Origin of the sequence: Winogradskyella sp. MIT101101 (assembly GCF_047126865.1) — a bacterium.
In the GTDB taxonomy this organism is placed as follows: Bacteria; Bacteroidota; Bacteroidia; order Flavobacteriales; family Flavobacteriaceae; genus Winogradskyella; species Winogradskyella ouciana.
The window spans coordinates 312,447-328,126 of record NZ_CP138982.1 but is presented as its reverse complement, the minus strand read 5'-3'; the positions used below and the strand labels follow the sequence as shown (position 1 = coordinate 328,126).

13 protein-coding genes are annotated in these 15,680 nt (G+C 33.8%); 8 read left to right on the top strand and 5 right to left on the bottom strand.

Annotation, left to right across the window (positions count from 1 at the left end; all coding sequences use genetic code 11):
- Window positions 1–11: 11 nt before the first annotated feature.
- The 4 genes from SIB89_RS01530 to SIB89_RS01515 are packed head-to-tail and all read left to right on the top strand — an operon-like array spanning window position 12 to window position 3,039.
- On the top strand, window positions 12–338 hold the full coding sequence (locus SIB89_RS01530) for a translation initiation factor (protein WP_155087545.1): 327 nt from the start codon (window positions 12–14) through the stop codon (window positions 336–338).
- 3 nt (window positions 339–341) lie between these two features.
- Window positions 342–1,283: a DUF1835 domain-containing protein gene (locus tag SIB89_RS01525; protein WP_412560876.1), complete on the top strand. Its 942-nt coding sequence runs from the start codon at window positions 342–344 to the stop codon at window positions 1,281–1,283.
- On the top strand, window positions 1,273–2,145 hold the full coding sequence (locus SIB89_RS01520; protein WP_412560875.1) for a nucleoside phosphorylase: 873 nt from the start codon (window positions 1,273–1,275) through the stop codon (window positions 2,143–2,145). Before SIB89_RS01525 ends, SIB89_RS01520 begins: the two co-directional genes overlap by 11 nt.
- A 39-nt stretch (window positions 2,146–2,184) precedes the next feature.
- A complete protein-coding gene (locus tag SIB89_RS01515) occupies window positions 2,185–3,039 on the top strand; it encodes a substrate-binding domain-containing protein (RefSeq protein WP_412560874.1) in 855 nt (284 codons plus the stop codon).
- Between the two features lie 373 nt (window positions 3,040–3,412).
- Here SIB89_RS01515 and SIB89_RS01510 read toward each other — a convergent pair whose 3' ends face one another.
- Window positions 3,413–4,087 (bottom strand): uracil-DNA glycosylase, encoded by a 675-nt coding sequence (locus SIB89_RS01510; RefSeq protein WP_412560873.1) that lies wholly within the window; start codon window positions 4,085–4,087, stop codon window positions 3,413–3,415.
- A 108-nt stretch (window positions 4,088–4,195) separates the two neighbouring features.
- Between SIB89_RS01510 and SIB89_RS01505 the strand changes: the two genes are divergently transcribed.
- The 4 genes from SIB89_RS01505 (at window position 4,196) to SIB89_RS01490 (ending at window position 11,343) form a co-directional block, all read left to right on the top strand.
- Complete coding sequence (locus SIB89_RS01505; protein ID WP_412560872.1) at window positions 4,196–6,361, top strand: endonuclease MutS2; 2,166 nt, start codon at window positions 4,196–4,198, stop codon at window positions 6,359–6,361.
- A gap of 156 nt (window positions 6,362–6,517) precedes the next feature.
- Window positions 6,518–8,410 carry a tetratricopeptide repeat protein gene (locus SIB89_RS01500; protein WP_412560871.1) on the top strand — a complete coding sequence of 631 codons (1,893 nt, stop codon included), beginning with the start codon at window positions 6,518–6,520 and terminating at the stop codon, window positions 8,408–8,410.
- A 21-nt stretch (window positions 8,411–8,431) separates the two neighbouring features.
- On the top strand, window positions 8,432–8,854 hold the full coding sequence (locus tag SIB89_RS01495) for a thiol-disulfide oxidoreductase DCC family protein (protein ID WP_412560870.1): 423 nt from the start codon (window positions 8,432–8,434) through the stop codon (window positions 8,852–8,854).
- Window positions 8,855–9,228: 374 nt separating this feature from the next.
- Window positions 9,229–11,343 (top strand): mucoidy inhibitor MuiA family protein, encoded by a 2,115-nt coding sequence (locus tag SIB89_RS01490; protein WP_412560869.1) that lies wholly within the window; start codon window positions 9,229–9,231, stop codon window positions 11,341–11,343.
- Window positions 11,344–11,610: 267 nt separating this feature from the next.
- On the opposite strand, the gene SIB89_RS01485 is transcribed toward SIB89_RS01490, so the two are convergent.
- The 4 genes from SIB89_RS01485 to SIB89_RS01470 are packed head-to-tail and all read right to left on the bottom strand — an operon-like array spanning window position 11,611 to window position 15,675.
- Window positions 11,611–12,651 carry a glutathione synthetase gene (locus SIB89_RS01485; protein WP_412560868.1) on the bottom strand — a complete coding sequence of 347 codons (1,041 nt, stop codon included), beginning with the start codon at window positions 12,649–12,651 and terminating at the stop codon, window positions 11,611–11,613.
- A 13-nt stretch (window positions 12,652–12,664) separates the two neighbouring features.
- Window positions 12,665–14,509 (bottom strand): flavohemoglobin expression-modulating QEGLA motif protein, encoded by a 1,845-nt coding sequence (locus SIB89_RS01480; RefSeq protein WP_412560867.1) that lies wholly within the window; start codon window positions 14,507–14,509, stop codon window positions 12,665–12,667.
- Between the two features lie 3 nt (window positions 14,510–14,512).
- Window positions 14,513–15,340 (bottom strand): N-formylglutamate amidohydrolase, encoded by an 828-nt coding sequence (locus SIB89_RS01475; RefSeq protein WP_412560866.1) that lies wholly within the window; start codon window positions 15,338–15,340, stop codon window positions 14,513–14,515.
- A complete protein-coding gene (locus SIB89_RS01470; protein WP_273292479.1) occupies window positions 15,340–15,675 on the bottom strand; it encodes a hypothetical protein in 336 nt (111 codons plus the stop codon). Before SIB89_RS01470 ends, SIB89_RS01475 begins: the two co-directional genes overlap by 1 nt.
- Window positions 15,676–15,680 lie beyond the last annotated feature (5 nt).

The following is a 15,680-nucleotide window of genomic DNA, read 5'->3' as shown; positions in this document are numbered from 1 at the left end:
ACTATAACAGAATGGATCTACAAGACCAGTTAAAGAATTTATTTCCAGACCATGTACCGGAACCCTCAAAAGAAGAAGATGCTAAGAGTGATATTTGGTTACAGGATGAGCCTATTATCTGCAAATATGAAAAGCGAAAAGGTAAACCAATCACTATATTAGAAGGATACACTGGTGCTACAGACGATTTTAAAAAACTTGCAAAAGAATTAAAGACCAAGCTTAGTGTTGGCGGTAGTTTTAAAGATGATAAGATTATTATTCAGGGTGATTATAGAGATAAAATCATGGATATTCTAAAAGATAAAGGGTTTAAGGTTAAACGTGTTGGTGGTTGATATATGTCTAAAAAAGTACTTCATATCACAAATGGCAATACGCTCACAGACTATTTAAGGGAATTAGATTTTACCGATGATATTTTAACGTGGCAAGAAATGTTATGTGAAGGACCTACGATTCCCGCTATCGATTCGGAAGAATTTTTTGACTTAAGATCAAAATTCCTTAAAGAGTTCTATGATATTGAAGTTGATACAAACGAGCTTAAAAAAGAGTTGTCTAAACTAGATAATATTGATGACTACTCAGAAATTAATCTATGGTTTGAATATGATTTATTTTGCCATATTAATATGATTGGAGTCATTAACCTTCTGCATCAAAAAGAAATAAAAAAACCGCTTTACCTTGTTTGTAGCGGACGTGTGGATGGTGAAAAAAACCTAAAAGGTCTAAGCGAGTTAGATGCAGATCAGATAAAAGAACATTACGATAATAAGGTATTGCTCACCCAAGAAGATATTGATTTGGCTAAAGCCCTCTGGAGAACCTATTGCGGCACAGATCATAATATTTTAAAACCCTATATAGTTACCAACTCTAACTTTAAGTACATGACCAATTGCTTAAAGGCGCATTTAAAACGTTTTCCACACCAAAAAAGTGGACTCAGTGTATTAGAAGACAATATTCTTAGACTTGTAAGGGATAATGATATAAAATCCAGACACCATTTATTGGGCTACAGTTTAAATTACCAAGGCTACTATGGGTTTGGTGATTTACAACACAAAAGAATGATTGATAAACTTTCTATATTTTTTGACGAAACAGAAACCAGTATTAAACTCAATCGAAAAGGTCATGAAGCTTTACTGAGGCGTTATAATTTTGCTTCAGAAATGAATAACAACATGACCTACGGAGGTGTAAAGCGTTTAGAATTTCAATTCAATGTAGATCAAAATAAGCTAGTTAAAACCATATTGCATGCCAATTAAAGACTCAGAATTAATTTTAAATCCAGATGGCAGTGTCTATCATTTAAATCTTAAACCAGAAGATATTTCTGATACCATCATTTTTGTCGGTGACCAGGATCGTGTAGAGAAGATTACCAAGCACTTTGACAGTATTGAGTTCAGCACCCAAAAGCGCGAATTCAAAACACAAACGGGATATTATAAAGATCGTAGGATTACCGTTATTTCTACTGGTATTGGGCCAGACAACATCGATATAGTTTTAAATGAACTAGATGCTCTGGTTAATATTGATTTAAATACACGCCAACCAAAGACTGAACTCTCTAGCCTAAATATTATTAGAATTGGCACCTCTGGTTCCTTGCAAGCAGATATTCCTGTGGATGCCTTTTTAATCAGTACACATGCTTTGGATGTTAATGGCATGTTGCATTTTTACCAAATTGATGGCATTAGCAATCCTGAAATTGAAGATGCTTTTATTGCACATACAGGTTGGGATAAAAACAAAGCCAGACCAATCATTATCAACAACAGCAAATATCTCGAAAAGTACTTTGCAAGCGATGTTATCTTTAAAGGTATGACAGGTACTGCTGGTGGCTTTTATGGACCACAAGGACGTGTACTGCGATTGCCATTGCACGATCCTGGTTTAAACTCAAAACTCGATAATTTCAGTTACAGGGATTTTAGAATCACAAATTTTGAAATGGAAACCTCTGTAATCTATGGGCTTTCAAAATTATTGGGTCATGAAGCGTTATCGCTTAATGCCATAATTGCCAATAGAGCCACAGGAGATTTTAGTAAAGACCCAAAGAAAACGGTTGAAAAGCTGATTTTATATGCTTTGGAACGGATTGTTAATATATAAAACACACTTACTTTCTATTAGAAAGGATTAATTGTCAAGATGAAAAAAGTAAATATAGGAGGCGTACCAGAGCATTTTAATTTAGCATGGTACCTCACTTTAAAAAACGGCGAATACAAAGCCGAGGACATTAATCTAAGATGGCACGACTATTATGGTGGTACGGGCGATATGTGCAAAGGTTTACGCAATGGTGATATTGATATTGCCGTTATCCTAACAGAAGGTATCATAAAAGATATCATTTCCGGGAATCCTTCTAAAATCGTGCAAACCTTTGTAGAAACCCCTTTGATTTGGGGTATTCATGTAGCAGAACATTCAAAGTTCAAAACCACTGAAGACATTAGAGGTACAAAAGCTGCAATTAGCCGTTACGGATCAGGATCGCACTTAATGGCCTATATCAATGCCAAAAATAATGACTGGAATTTAGACAAAGATCTTAATTTTGAAGTTATTAAAAACCTAGATGGTGCAGTTGAAGGTCTTACCAATGGTGATGCTGATTATTTTATGTGGGAAAAATTTACCACAAAACCGTTGGTCGATGATGGCATTTTTAGAAGAATTGGAGAATGTCCTTCTCCTTGGCCTTGTTTTGTCATAGCGGTCAGGGATGAATTTATTGAAAACAATGAAGACCATTTAAAGACCATTTTAGACATTATTAACCAAACTACTCTAGAGTTTAAATCCATTCCCAGTATTGACAGAACTATTGCCAATCGCTACGAGCAAGAATTAGAGGATGTGCAAGAATGGTTATCGCTCACAGAATGGTCCCAAGAACTTATTGACAAAAAGACCCTAAACAATGTACAAGACCAACTTTTTAACCTAGATATCATTCCTAAAAAAGTCGGATATTCCGAGTTGATTCATAAACTCTAAACTTGAATTGAGCTAAAAAAGCAGCTAGTTTTCAACAATTTTGTAAGTTTTTTCAAAATATTTGTAAAATACCTTAAATCGCCAAAACACCAGTAAATACCGCTTAAATGTGTTAATTTTTGTTAAAGGTTTTAAAGTCAAATCTTACAGTTTTTGTTCATAACTTTCAGTATTTCAAATTTTTAGTTACATTTGTTTTAACCAAATCGAAGCTATTAACAATATAATGAGCCTAATATGATTCTAACCATTACGCTGATCTTATCATTTTTAGTTGCTGTTAACTTTTTATTATTGATTTTTAGTTGCAACAAGACGTCTAAACAGGTGAAGAGCAAAAAGCCACGTGTTATAAGAACTCAAAAGCCTACCACTACTCTAGTTTCCAGTCAATTACAGACTCGCCAACTCGCTGCAACAGGGAGTTAGTTTTACTAAAATGCTTATTGCCAAACCAATAGCCTCTATTTGCACTTAATGGAGAGGGATGACCTGTTTCTAAAACTGAATGTAACGCCGTATTGATTAATTTCTTTTTCTTTTTGGCAAATCCTCCCCAAAGAAGAAAAACCACATTTTGCTTTTCTTGGCTAATAAGCTCTATGACTGTATCTGTAAATTGCTCCCAACCTTTTTTTTGATGACTACCAGCTTGGTGTGCTCTAACGGTTAATGTAGCATTTAACAGTAAGACTCCTTGGTCTGCCCAAGGTATAAGGTTACCACTTTTTGGATATGCAATACCCAAATCTTGTTCAATTTCTTTAAAGATATTAATCAGTGAAGGAGGATGAGGAATACCATCATTAACAGAAAAACATAATCCATTGGCCTGCCCTATTCCATGGTATGGATCTTGACCAATAATGACAACCTTAACATCATCAAAAGTACAATGGTTAAATGCATTAAAAATCTCTGAGCCTTTTGGATAACATGTATGGTTACGATATTCATTTTTCACAAATTCGACCAAATTTTTAAAGTATGGTTTTTCAAATTCTGGTTTTAAATAGGGTTTCCAACTTTGATGGATATCAACATTCATAAACAATAAAAGTTTATTCAAAAATAAGGATTACAATACTAAAATTACACGTTAGGCATATCGTTACATTTAAACTAAATTTGCATCTTTAGAAACGAACTACAGTCCATGATACGAATTCATGAAAAGACCTTAAAGGATCTTGAGTTTTTTACGGTTTTAGAACAAATTAGTGAACATTCTATTACAGCTTTAGGAAAAGAGGCTATCTTGGCTTTGCTACCTGTTGAAGCAGAGTCTCAGCTTATACGTGAGTTGGACTACGTGAATGAGTACTTGTCTTCTTTCGATAACGATAATCGCATTCCCAATCACGGCTTTGAGACCATATCAAAGGAACTCAAACTTCTTGGCATTGAAAACACCTACCTAGAAGTTCCTAGCTTACAGAAATTGGTAAGCATATCTCTTACCGTAAATAGCATTGTTAAGTTTCTAGAAAAATTTAAGGAATATTACCCAAAACTTCATCAATACAGTCAACATATAGAAGTAACCACAACAATCATAGAACAGGTAGATAATGTTGTTGACCGTTTTGGAGATATCAAAGACGATGCCTCTCCACAATTAGCTGTACTGCGACAAGATATTAATAAACTTAAAGGGAAAATAAACAGCAGTTTTTCTTCTGCCTTGAGCAGATATCACGGGCTTGATTACCTAGATGATATCCGTGAATCTGTAGTTGAAAATAGACGTGTTTTAGCGGTTAAAGCAATGTACCGTAGAAAAGTTAAAGGTGCCATAATGGGAGGTAGTAAAACGGGTAGCATAGTTTATATTGAACCAGAGACAACGCTGCAACATACCAGAGAACTCAATAATTTACAATATGAAGAGAAGGAGGAAGTCATTAAAATTCTCAAGGAGTTAACAGATTATATCAGACAGTTTCTTCCACTTTTAAATGATTATCAGTCCTTTTTAACTAAAGTCGATGTGATTTCTGCCAAGGCAAAATATGCAAAGCGTATTAATGCCATTTTACCAGAAATTACAAACGAGCGTAATATCCATCTGCGAGATGCCTACCATCCTCTACTCTATTTAACCAACAAAGAAAAAGGTGAAAAGACATTTCCTCAAACCATTGATTTAAGTGAAAACAATAGAATTATCGTTATTTCTGGGCCAAACGCAGGTGGAAAAAGTATTACTTTAAAAACGGTTGGACTGTTACAAGTAATGCTACAAAGTGGAATGTTGATTCCTGTTCACGAGCGCAGTAGAACTTGTTTGTTTGACAGAGTGCTTAGTGATATAGGAGATAACCAATCCATAGAAAATCATTTGAGCACGTATAGTTATCGCTTAAAACAGATGAATTACTTTCTCAAAAAGGTAAACAAAAAGACCCTTTTCTTAATTGATGAGTTTGGTACTGGAAGTGATCCGGAACTTGGTGGAGCTTTGGCAGAAACCTTTTTAGAAGTATTTTACGATAGAAAAGCTTTTGGCATCATCACTACACACTACTCTAATCTAAAGCTTTTGGCAAATGAATTACCCAATATGCAAAATGCCAATATGCTGTTTAATGAAAAAAGTCTAGAGCCAATGTACAAATTGGCAACTGGCCAAGCTGGTAGTTCCTTTACGTTTGAAGTCGCTCAAAAAAACGGCATTCCTTATAGCTTAATAAATAAGTCCAAGAAAAAGATAGAGCGTGGAAAAGTACGTTTTGATGCTACTATAGCTAAGCTTCAGAAACAACGAAGTCGATTAGAAAAAACCGAGCAATCCTTAAAAGCCAACGAAAAGAAAAAACTTTCTGAAGCGGAGAAACTGGAGGAAACAAATACTAAGATCCAAAAGAAATTAGAGAGCTTTCAAGAGTTATACGATAGCAATCAACGCTTAATCTATTTAGGTCAAAAGGTTAACGACTTAGCAGAAAAATTTCAGAATAACAAGAAAAAGCGAGAGCTGATGGCTGAGTTATTCAGATTGGTTCAAATTGAAAATTCTAAACGAAAGAAGTTATCCACAAAACAAAAACGTGCTGAAAAAGCCAAGGAAAAACAGATAAAACAAGAAGCCGAAAAGAAAGTTGAAGTCATTAGGAAAAAGAAAAAAGCAGCTAAGAAAAAAGAGGTTAAAGTAGAAAAACCAAAACCTATCCTAAAAGTTGGTGACCGTGTACGCATGCATGATGGCAGAGCTGTGGGAAGTATCGATTCTATTGAAAAAGGAAAAGCCAACGTTAATTATGGTATGTTTACCACCAACGTTGGCTTAGATTTATTGGAATTGGTTGAGGCTAAAAAATAGCTACTAATTCAATATCTGGTCGCAAATCAAGTTATAAATCTAAAATTCTATCTAATATTTTTAGATTCAATATTTTTACTTTCACTATTGCAGTTTATTAAATCAGTTTTTAGTTAAATTTTATAACTACCTTAGTTAAAGCTAAATAACCATCTCATGAAAAGAACAATTTTCATTTTAATATTCGCTTTATTAACGCAATTAGGGTTTTCCCAGCACAAAGAATTAATCGACAGTTTAAAACTTGAATTAAAAAAAAGGATCACTGACGATTCCATTAAAGTCTCTATTTTAACTAGGCTTCATGAAAAGTTAATGTTTTCTAAGCCAGAAGAGTCTAAACAATATGCTCTGGAAGAACTAAGAATTTCAAAAAAAATAAACTACAAACGTGGACTAGGTGTTGGCAATTTGCACTTGGGGAACTACCACTCCAATAGAAGCGAAAATGATTCTGCCTTATACTACTACAATAAGGGGAAAGCATATTTTAAAGAGATAAAAAGTACAAGGGGAATTATCTTTACAAATCATTCAATATCTAGTATAAAACAAATTAATGGTGAACTAGATGGGGCCATTGCTCTTACAAAGGAAACTCTAAAATCCATACAAGATAATGAGGAAGATGGTAAGTCTAAAACCAAATTTATTGGAGCACAACACAGTGCGTTAGCTAATATCTATATTGAAAAAGGAAGCTATAGAATTGCATTAACAGAAGCTCTTAAAGCCTTAAAATGTTTTGAAGAGATAAATCACGAATCAAGAAAAGCAGATGTTTTAAAACAGATTGGTGATATTGAATCTGCTTTAGAAAATCACAAAGCTTCAATTGATTACTTTAAGGAAGCTATAGAAATTTATGAGCGGATTGATGATAAGATGTACGCTGCTTACGCTCATAATTCTTTAGGGATCTCCTATCAAAACCTAAAAAACTATGAAGAAGCAAAAAAACACTTTGATACAGCTATACAGTATGCTAAAACGGTGGAAGACAAACTTTCGCTTTCAAATAGCATGCATAATTTAGCTGAGTTAGAAATAATCAACTCAAATTATGTAGAGGCAAAAACGCTCTTGATGAATGCTAAGCAAATATCTGAAAAAGAAAATCTGCAATTAAGTTTGGTTAATATTTATAGTGGATTATCTCAAATCGATTATCATACCAATAATTTTCCTGCTGCTCTAAATAATAATGATAAAGCCATAGCACTCAGCAAGTCCATAGGTGCATTACCACATTTAAAAGATCTTTATAAGTTCCGATCAGAGATACTATTAAAAACCAATAGGGCCGAAAGGGCTGTCTATTACTTAAAAGAATCTCAAAAACTAAATGACAGCTTATTTAATTCTAAAAAATCACAACAAATAGAAGAGTTAAAAACCATTTACGAAACTGAAAAGAAAGAAACCGAAATTGCGCTACAGCAAGAGGAAATTAAAAGTTTAAGTCAAGAAGTAGAGATTAGTAATCTGCGAAAAGGGCTTTATTCTGGTGGTATGTTTGCCTTTGTTGCCATATCTGGCTTACTATTTTTTGGATTTAGACAACGTATAAAAAAGAATAGGATTGCTCGCGAAAAACAAGAAGAAATCTACAAACAAGAAATAGAATTCAAAAAGAAAGAACTAGCCTCACAAACACTTCATTTAGTACAGAAAAATACGTTTATTCAAGAGTTAAAAGAGAATCTAGAAAAAATCAAGGCATCTCCAGAACTGTTTAAAGTAGAGTTTAGACGTCTCGTAATGTTGCTAAAAAAGGAAAGTGCGGAAGACAAAGACTGGGAGGTTTTTAAATCCTATTTTGCTGAAGTACATAATGATTTTGATGAAAAAATTAAATCCATTTCTAATGATATCACGGAGAAAGAAATTAGGCTGTCCGCATTTATAAGAATGAATTTATCTACCAAGGAAATTGCTTCAATGCTCAACGTATTGCCAGATAGTGTTAAAAAATCCAAATACCGATTAAAGAACAAACTTTCTTTAGGCAAAGAAGACGATTTAACGCAGTTTTTAAATACTTTGTAACTTTAGGCTTATCTTTGCATTGTGATAGAAAAAGTACCTCAAAATAAGCAACTGATACTATTTGATGGTGTATGTAACCTCTGTAATAGCAGCGTACAATATGTTATAAAGCGGGATGATAAAAATGTGTTTTTGTTTGCACCTTTGCAAAGTGAAATAGGTGAATGTATAATAGATACTTTTAATATAGACACTAATAAGACGGATTCCATTTTACTTTATAATCCAAAGACCAATTCAATTAAGCAAAAATCTTCTGCGGCATTAGGTATAGCCAGGCATTTAGGTTTCCCTTTAAATTTATTGGTAGTATTTTATATTATACCACCCTTTATAAGAAATTGGGTTTATAATTATATCGCCAAAAATCGTTACAAATGGTATGGAAAAAAAGATGACTGCATGATACCGACACCAGAACTGAAATCTAAATTCATCTCATAAAAAAGCCTTTTAGCATCCATTCTAAAAGGCTTTTTTAAATTAACAACTTACTTAAAACTAATTTAATCTAAACAAAAAATTTAATTTCAATTCTATGGGTTTGAGGGAAAATAACGAATTGAGTTAATAGCACATTTTTTGTTACCATAAAGATATTTCATTATAAAACCACAGAGGAAAAAACTCGATATAAGCCCAATAATAATTGATTAAAAAGTTAAAAGTGCAGATAATATCTATGAGGTGCATTCAAGAAAACTTTGCTAACTAATTCAAATATATCTTTCACTTTATACAATTGTGCACTCACTCATTTCAGATTTAATTAAGTTTTGTTTAGCCCTAGTTTTGAGAGAAACAAATACAAAACCATTATGAAAACCTTATCCCAATTTTTATTCATTCTATTATGTGCCACATTTTTACATGCTCAAAAATCTAGCAAAATTACTGATGTTATTGTGTATTTAGATGGTGCAGAAATAAATAGAAACGCCAAAATAAACCTCAAACCTGGTACTACTGAGTTTACTTTTAACAAATTATCACCACAGATAGAAGAAAGTAGTATTCAAGTATCCGGTCTCAAAGGTGCTTCAATTTTATCCATTAACTATGGGATTAATTATTTGTCTAAACAAAAGCCAAATGACTCTATTGAAGCATTAAAAACAGAACTTAAGTCACTAGATGATAATATTCAAAACGAATTTGATTTAATAGCTGGATTTAATGAAGAAATGAGCTTAATTCAAAATAATAAAAGACTAGGTAATGAGACAGAAGTTGTAAGTATAGAACAGCTAAAATCTTTTGCTAAATATTACAGAACAAGAACGACCGAACTGAAAATGGCAATCCATAAATCGAATAAAGTAATTGAAGAATATAAGGAGGTGCAAAATGACATAAGACAACAATTAGCAGAGTTAAATGTTGATGAAAAAGTACAGACTGGCGAGATAACCTTAAAACTAAACAGTGACAAACCATTAGACCTAGATTTAAAATTATCTTATAATATCAAAAATGCTGGCTGGTTTCCTATATATGATTTAAAAGCAGAAAAAATCAATAGTCCCATAAATTTAGAATACAAAGCACATGTGTTTCAAAACTCCGGATGTGATTGGACCAATGTAAAACTGGTATTATCTACGAGTGATCCTAATACAAACAATGAAAAACCAATAGTAAATCCAAAATACTTAAACTTTATCAGTGCTTACAGTAATTACCAATCGCAACGTGCCACAAGAAGCTACAATTACAAATACAACCCTTTGGTGAAAACAGTTTCAGGTGTAGTTACTTCTGCAGATGACGGTTTGCCATTGCCTGGAGCAAGTGTTTTAGTAAAAGGAACAACTACTGGTGCCCAAACTGATTTTGATGGCAGATACGCATTAAATACTACCAATGGAAACACCTTGCAATATTCTTATGTAGGTATGAAAACCGAAGAACTCCCTATACATTCCAGTATTATGAATGTGGCATTAGATTCGGATAATACTTTAGATGAAGTCGTTGTTATTGGTTATGGTACAACTACCAGTAGAGCTTATGCAGGTACAACATCTGTAGTAAAATCTGAAGAAATTGTAAATGGTTTATATGGTGCAGCATCAGGAATAAATATAAGAGGTGCTAGTACTTTGGAAAGTAAAAGTAATATCCTATATGTAGTTGATGGTGTTCCTGTAAAAGCTAGCGCAGCAAGTAAAATTAATCCAGATAGTATAGAGTCAATTGAAGTGTTAAAAGACAATCAAGCCACTGCAATTTATGGTAGCAGAGCCGCAAATGGTGTAATAATTATTACCACTGGGAATACTTCACAAAGAAGAACTAATGAGTTAGGTGTTGTTATAGACACAGGAATAACCAATACACGCTTTGAAATTGACAAAGCATATAGTATTCCATCAGATGGTGATGTAACTGTTATAGAAATCGATAAATTCAGTGTACCTGCAAAATACAATTACTTTGCTGCACCAGTTTTAAATGAGAATGTGTTTTTAACTGCAAAAGTTGGCAACTGGGAGCAGTACAACTTGCTACCAGCAGAGGCTAATGTCTATTTTGAAGGCAGCTATTCTGGTAAAACAAATATTAATCCTGGTGCCACAACAGACAGTTTAACTATTTCGTTAGGAGTTGATCCAAATATTGTTGTAAAGCGCACTCAGAAAAAAGACTTTAAGAAGACCACATTTATAGGGAATAATAAAGTTGTTTATAAGGGTTTTGAAATTGAAGTTAAAAATAATAAGCAAGCCAATATTCAGTTAACACTTATAGATAGAATTCCTATTACACAAAACAAGTCCATAAAACTTGATGATATTGAAACTGGCACATCTGATTTTGATAAAGAAAAAGGATTATTAAAGTGGATTATTGATTTAGCATCTGGAGAAATAAAGAAGGTTGAGCATTCTTATTCTGTAAAATACCCAAAAGGAAAACGTGTTAATCTTTAACTCATTAGGATAAAGACTTAACTTATCAAAAAAGCCAATACACTCAGTATTGGTTTTTTCATGCCTACATCTAGACTACTTTAGATATAGCTTATTTTAAGTTAATGGTTTTAAGCTTAGTAATTTTAAGCCTCAAAGCGAGATGATGTTGGTTCGACCCTAGCTTCTGTTAGTTAGGAATGAGTCGGACTCTATTAAGAATTAAGTCTAACTTCTTAATAGTGTCAATGAAAATGATAGACAGAAACATTTAGCTTTGAGGTTTTTTTATAAGGTTGCTAATCTACTGTTAAACAAATAGTCGTCATACATTTCTTTGTAATACACCTTCTTTTCAATGGACTCTATTACTGGAGTGCAAAAGTCTTCATCATACATTTGATTGGAAATATTCAATCCACCAGGACTAAAAACATTGATCTCCATGAGTTTGTTACCCACAATATCCAAGCCTACTAGAAACATTCCATCCTGAACCAATTTAGGTCTTACAATCTCGGCAAGTTCCTTAATTTGATCTGTCATCTTCGCAGATTCTGGTCTTCCGCCAGCATGGACATTACTTCGAATATCTTTTGAAGTATTCACTCGTTGCATCATGGCATATTTTCCATTGACCTCTAACGGCTCACCATTCATTAAAAATACACGAGTATCACCATCAGTCGCTTCCTTTAAATATTCTTGAGCAATTACAAAACCGTCCCTAGCTATGGCATCTATAGTTTGTGTGAGATTATGCTCATTTTTTTTATCCATCAAAAACACATTGGTTCCGCCAGAACCTTGAAGGGGCTTAAGAATCATTTTTTGCTTTTGCTCCTTAAAGAACTCCTTAATCTCATCGTGGTCTCTAGATATAATAGTTTTTGGTCTTACAACTTCAGGGAAATGCTGAAAATACATTTTGTTTACAGCTCCTGCCAAACTCAATGGATGGTTGAGTACCAACACACCATTACGCATGGCAATTTCACCAAATATAAAAGCTGCATTCTGTGCCCAATCACGTACACCAATTTCATCCGCAGGATTGTTTCTTAAAAACAAAACATCCAACTCTTCTGAACTTATGCGTGTAAACTTTTCTTTCTGAACGGCTTTAAAATAGGTTTCCTGTGAGTTGAATTTTGATTCACTTATGGTTTTACAGCGCACAGATAAGTGCCCTTTAGAGGCATAAGCCAATTCGCCAACACCAATAAAATAGACATCGTGACCGCGTTTGTATGCGGCATAACCCAAACCAGGAGTGGTATAATTTGGTTTTTCGGTGGTGTGGTCATTTATTATAAATGCAAGTTTCATAGCTTTTGTTGTGTTAATTTACCAAGTCTGTAATATCCATACCTTTTCGCAATTTCTTTAACCTTTTTTGTACACTTTTGCGCTCTAAAAATCTTGGCAGTTCAGCTTTAACCAAAACTTTTCTGTATAGTAATTCTTCTATAAGGTCAATATGTGTTATGTTGAATTTACCAGTATAAAGATGCTCTAAGGCACCTCCTTTCTTTATATAGTCCATTAAATCAATGAGTCCTGCAAGGTAAACCGCATCTTTTGTAAGACCGCCTCCTCTATAAACACGCATTGAGATATAATAAGAAATACGTTCACTAAAAGAATACTTATCACGCAATAGATTGAACGTTTTGATGAAGTTTGCACCATTAACCATAGATTCCACTGCAATCACACGGCCTGCCAATAGTCGTAAACGGTTTACGGTTAATCCTCCAACCAGATATTCAGCAATTACGGCTAATCCTTCCTGTAACTGATCATAACCTTCAAAACCTTCATACATTTGCCTAAGCGGTTGGCGTCTTCCATTACAGTAAGTTAAGATATGTGTACCTACTTCATGCTGAATTAAAGCATCACATCTATTGGCATCAAAACTTATTTCGTCATTTATAAGAAGTTTTGTTTTAGACACCATAATACCAGCAACATCATTTCGTATTTCTAAGGATAAATCTAGATCTGGGAATTTGTCGTTATAGTAATCCAATTCATTTTGGGCATGCTCGGCAAATTCATAGCAACTATAGCGCTTTTTACTCTTCTGTTCTTCACGTTTTGGATAGACCGCTAAAATATGCTTGGCCTGCTCTAAGACTTTCTTCTTGATAACTCCATATAAACTCTCACCAACAAACCTAAAATTCTTTGTACCACGCTCTTCGAGCATCGTTAATTGCTTTTCAATTTCAAGTCGTTTTCCACGTAGAATAAAGGCTATGGTTGGATCATCTACTTCATCGATTGGAATATTGTAAAGTTTTCGTTTTTGCAACTCAGGATCTAATGCAATCAATCTGTATTTGAATGAAGGTATTTTATCAAACTTGTTTTTCTTAAAGTTTTTCCATTCTTCATTACTGTTTACAGGAGTTGTTCGTAACAAAAAGGACATGCCTTCACTTACTTCAGCTAGTTCTCTGTCGGATTGTAAAGTAACCTCGTCAATATTTGTTTTGCCAAGCATTAAAAAGTGCTCAAAATCGTCTGTAGTCTGTACCCTTATAAATTCAAATACAGCGCGTTTAACGGTTTCAGAAAATACCGAATAGTATTCTCTAAAAAACAAGGAATAGAGTTCGTTGCTTTCAGCATTTTTATACAAGATTGGCAAGGTCACTCCTATTACCAAGGTTCCTTTTTTCTTAGATTCATCTATATCGAAAATAGGCTCTAGGTGTTTAGGGTGCCTTTTGTGTGTGTCGTCAATTTCTACATCTATATTTGGGTAGAAGTCCTGTAAGGATTCAAACCCTTCCTTTAAAGCTGCTACAGTAGCCGGAGCTTTCCCTTTAGGGCAAGAGATATGGAAAGTATTACTTTTATCGTCTTTTTCTGGCCAAAACTCCAAAATCAAGAACGTTTCAAATTTATTTGATACAATAATTCTAATGGCTTCGAGTAAATGGGTAATATCCACATCATCACTAACAATTAGATATGAGGCTTGTGTTTTAATGATTCGGGAGAAGTAAACATCCAATTCACTGTATCTATATACACAGATAAAAGGTAATAATTTGTCTATATGAAGAAGACCGTTTTCTGGCAAAGTAGCATTCACGGGTTTTCCTTCTGATATATGGTTACATATATCCTCTATGATTGAGGAATCTATATTATGCAATTTTGTGGTTTCCATTAATTAAGAATACGAATTATAAAAATTTAGGGCATGCTCTTTTAAAAGAAATTTTAACTGTTCTTCAACAGCACTAACGACTTCTGGATAAATAACCTGATTGTACTCATCACAATACACCTTGGCAATTTCGGTAGCCAAAACTAGGGTGTTTTTAAAGTTTGTGGTAATATATTTTAAAAAATAGCCATTACCTTGAAACGTGTCGTTAATTTTAGCGGTTTGTTTGATATTATGAGGAAGTTCTATAGTTGATAGGGCTTGTCTCCAAGCTTCTACCTGGTTACCAAAGCGCTCGTTGTCAATATTGGATGTACCCAAATTCCAAGTAGGCACTTCCCTATCCCAACGTTTCCAGTTATAGCTGTGCATATCGTACACTATACAAATACCATATTTCTCTTCTATTTTTGAAATTAGAGCATGTACCACTTTATAGAAACTGGCGTGTTTCTTTAAACTTTTTTCTTTTTGTGCTTCTGGCAAAGGCTGTTTCCATAGTTGCTTTCCCCAAGCGGTTTCAAAAACTGCATTTTCAGGGTCACGGTTGAGATCATATTCAAAACGCGAATCGCAACCAGCAATGAGAATAGGATGCGAAATCACCATGTTTTTGGATTCAGGATCCTCCTCGTACCAACGCTCATATTCGGTATGGAGGCAATTCTCCCAAAGTTCTTTTCTAAATTGATGGCCATCGTGTACAGCACCACACACATAAGGTACATATTCATCAATTTTTAATGTGAATGAATAATCTTCGGAAACGGCACTAAAGGTTTGTTCTGCTTTAATTTTTGAAATAATGGAATCTATCGATAGTCGTTGCATCACACCGTTTTAAATAAGCGCTTTAATGATTTCATCATATTGCGCTCTAAAATATTAAATTCACCATCTGAGAAAAACAGTATTTTGATATCTGCCAAAAGCATATCTATATCATCTTTACTGTAATTATGTTGCTCTAGACTGACCATGATTTTTTTAATGCCCTGATAATCGTTGTCTGCATCAAATTCATCATGGATTTCCTGAAATGTTTCTCTATCTACTTTAGATATAATAACATCACGTTCTTTATTGTCTTCCTTAAAATCTGAGTTTGCGGCAAACAACAAAATGTAAGCTACAAGTTCATCTCTTGTCCAGTCGATTGTTTTCATTTATA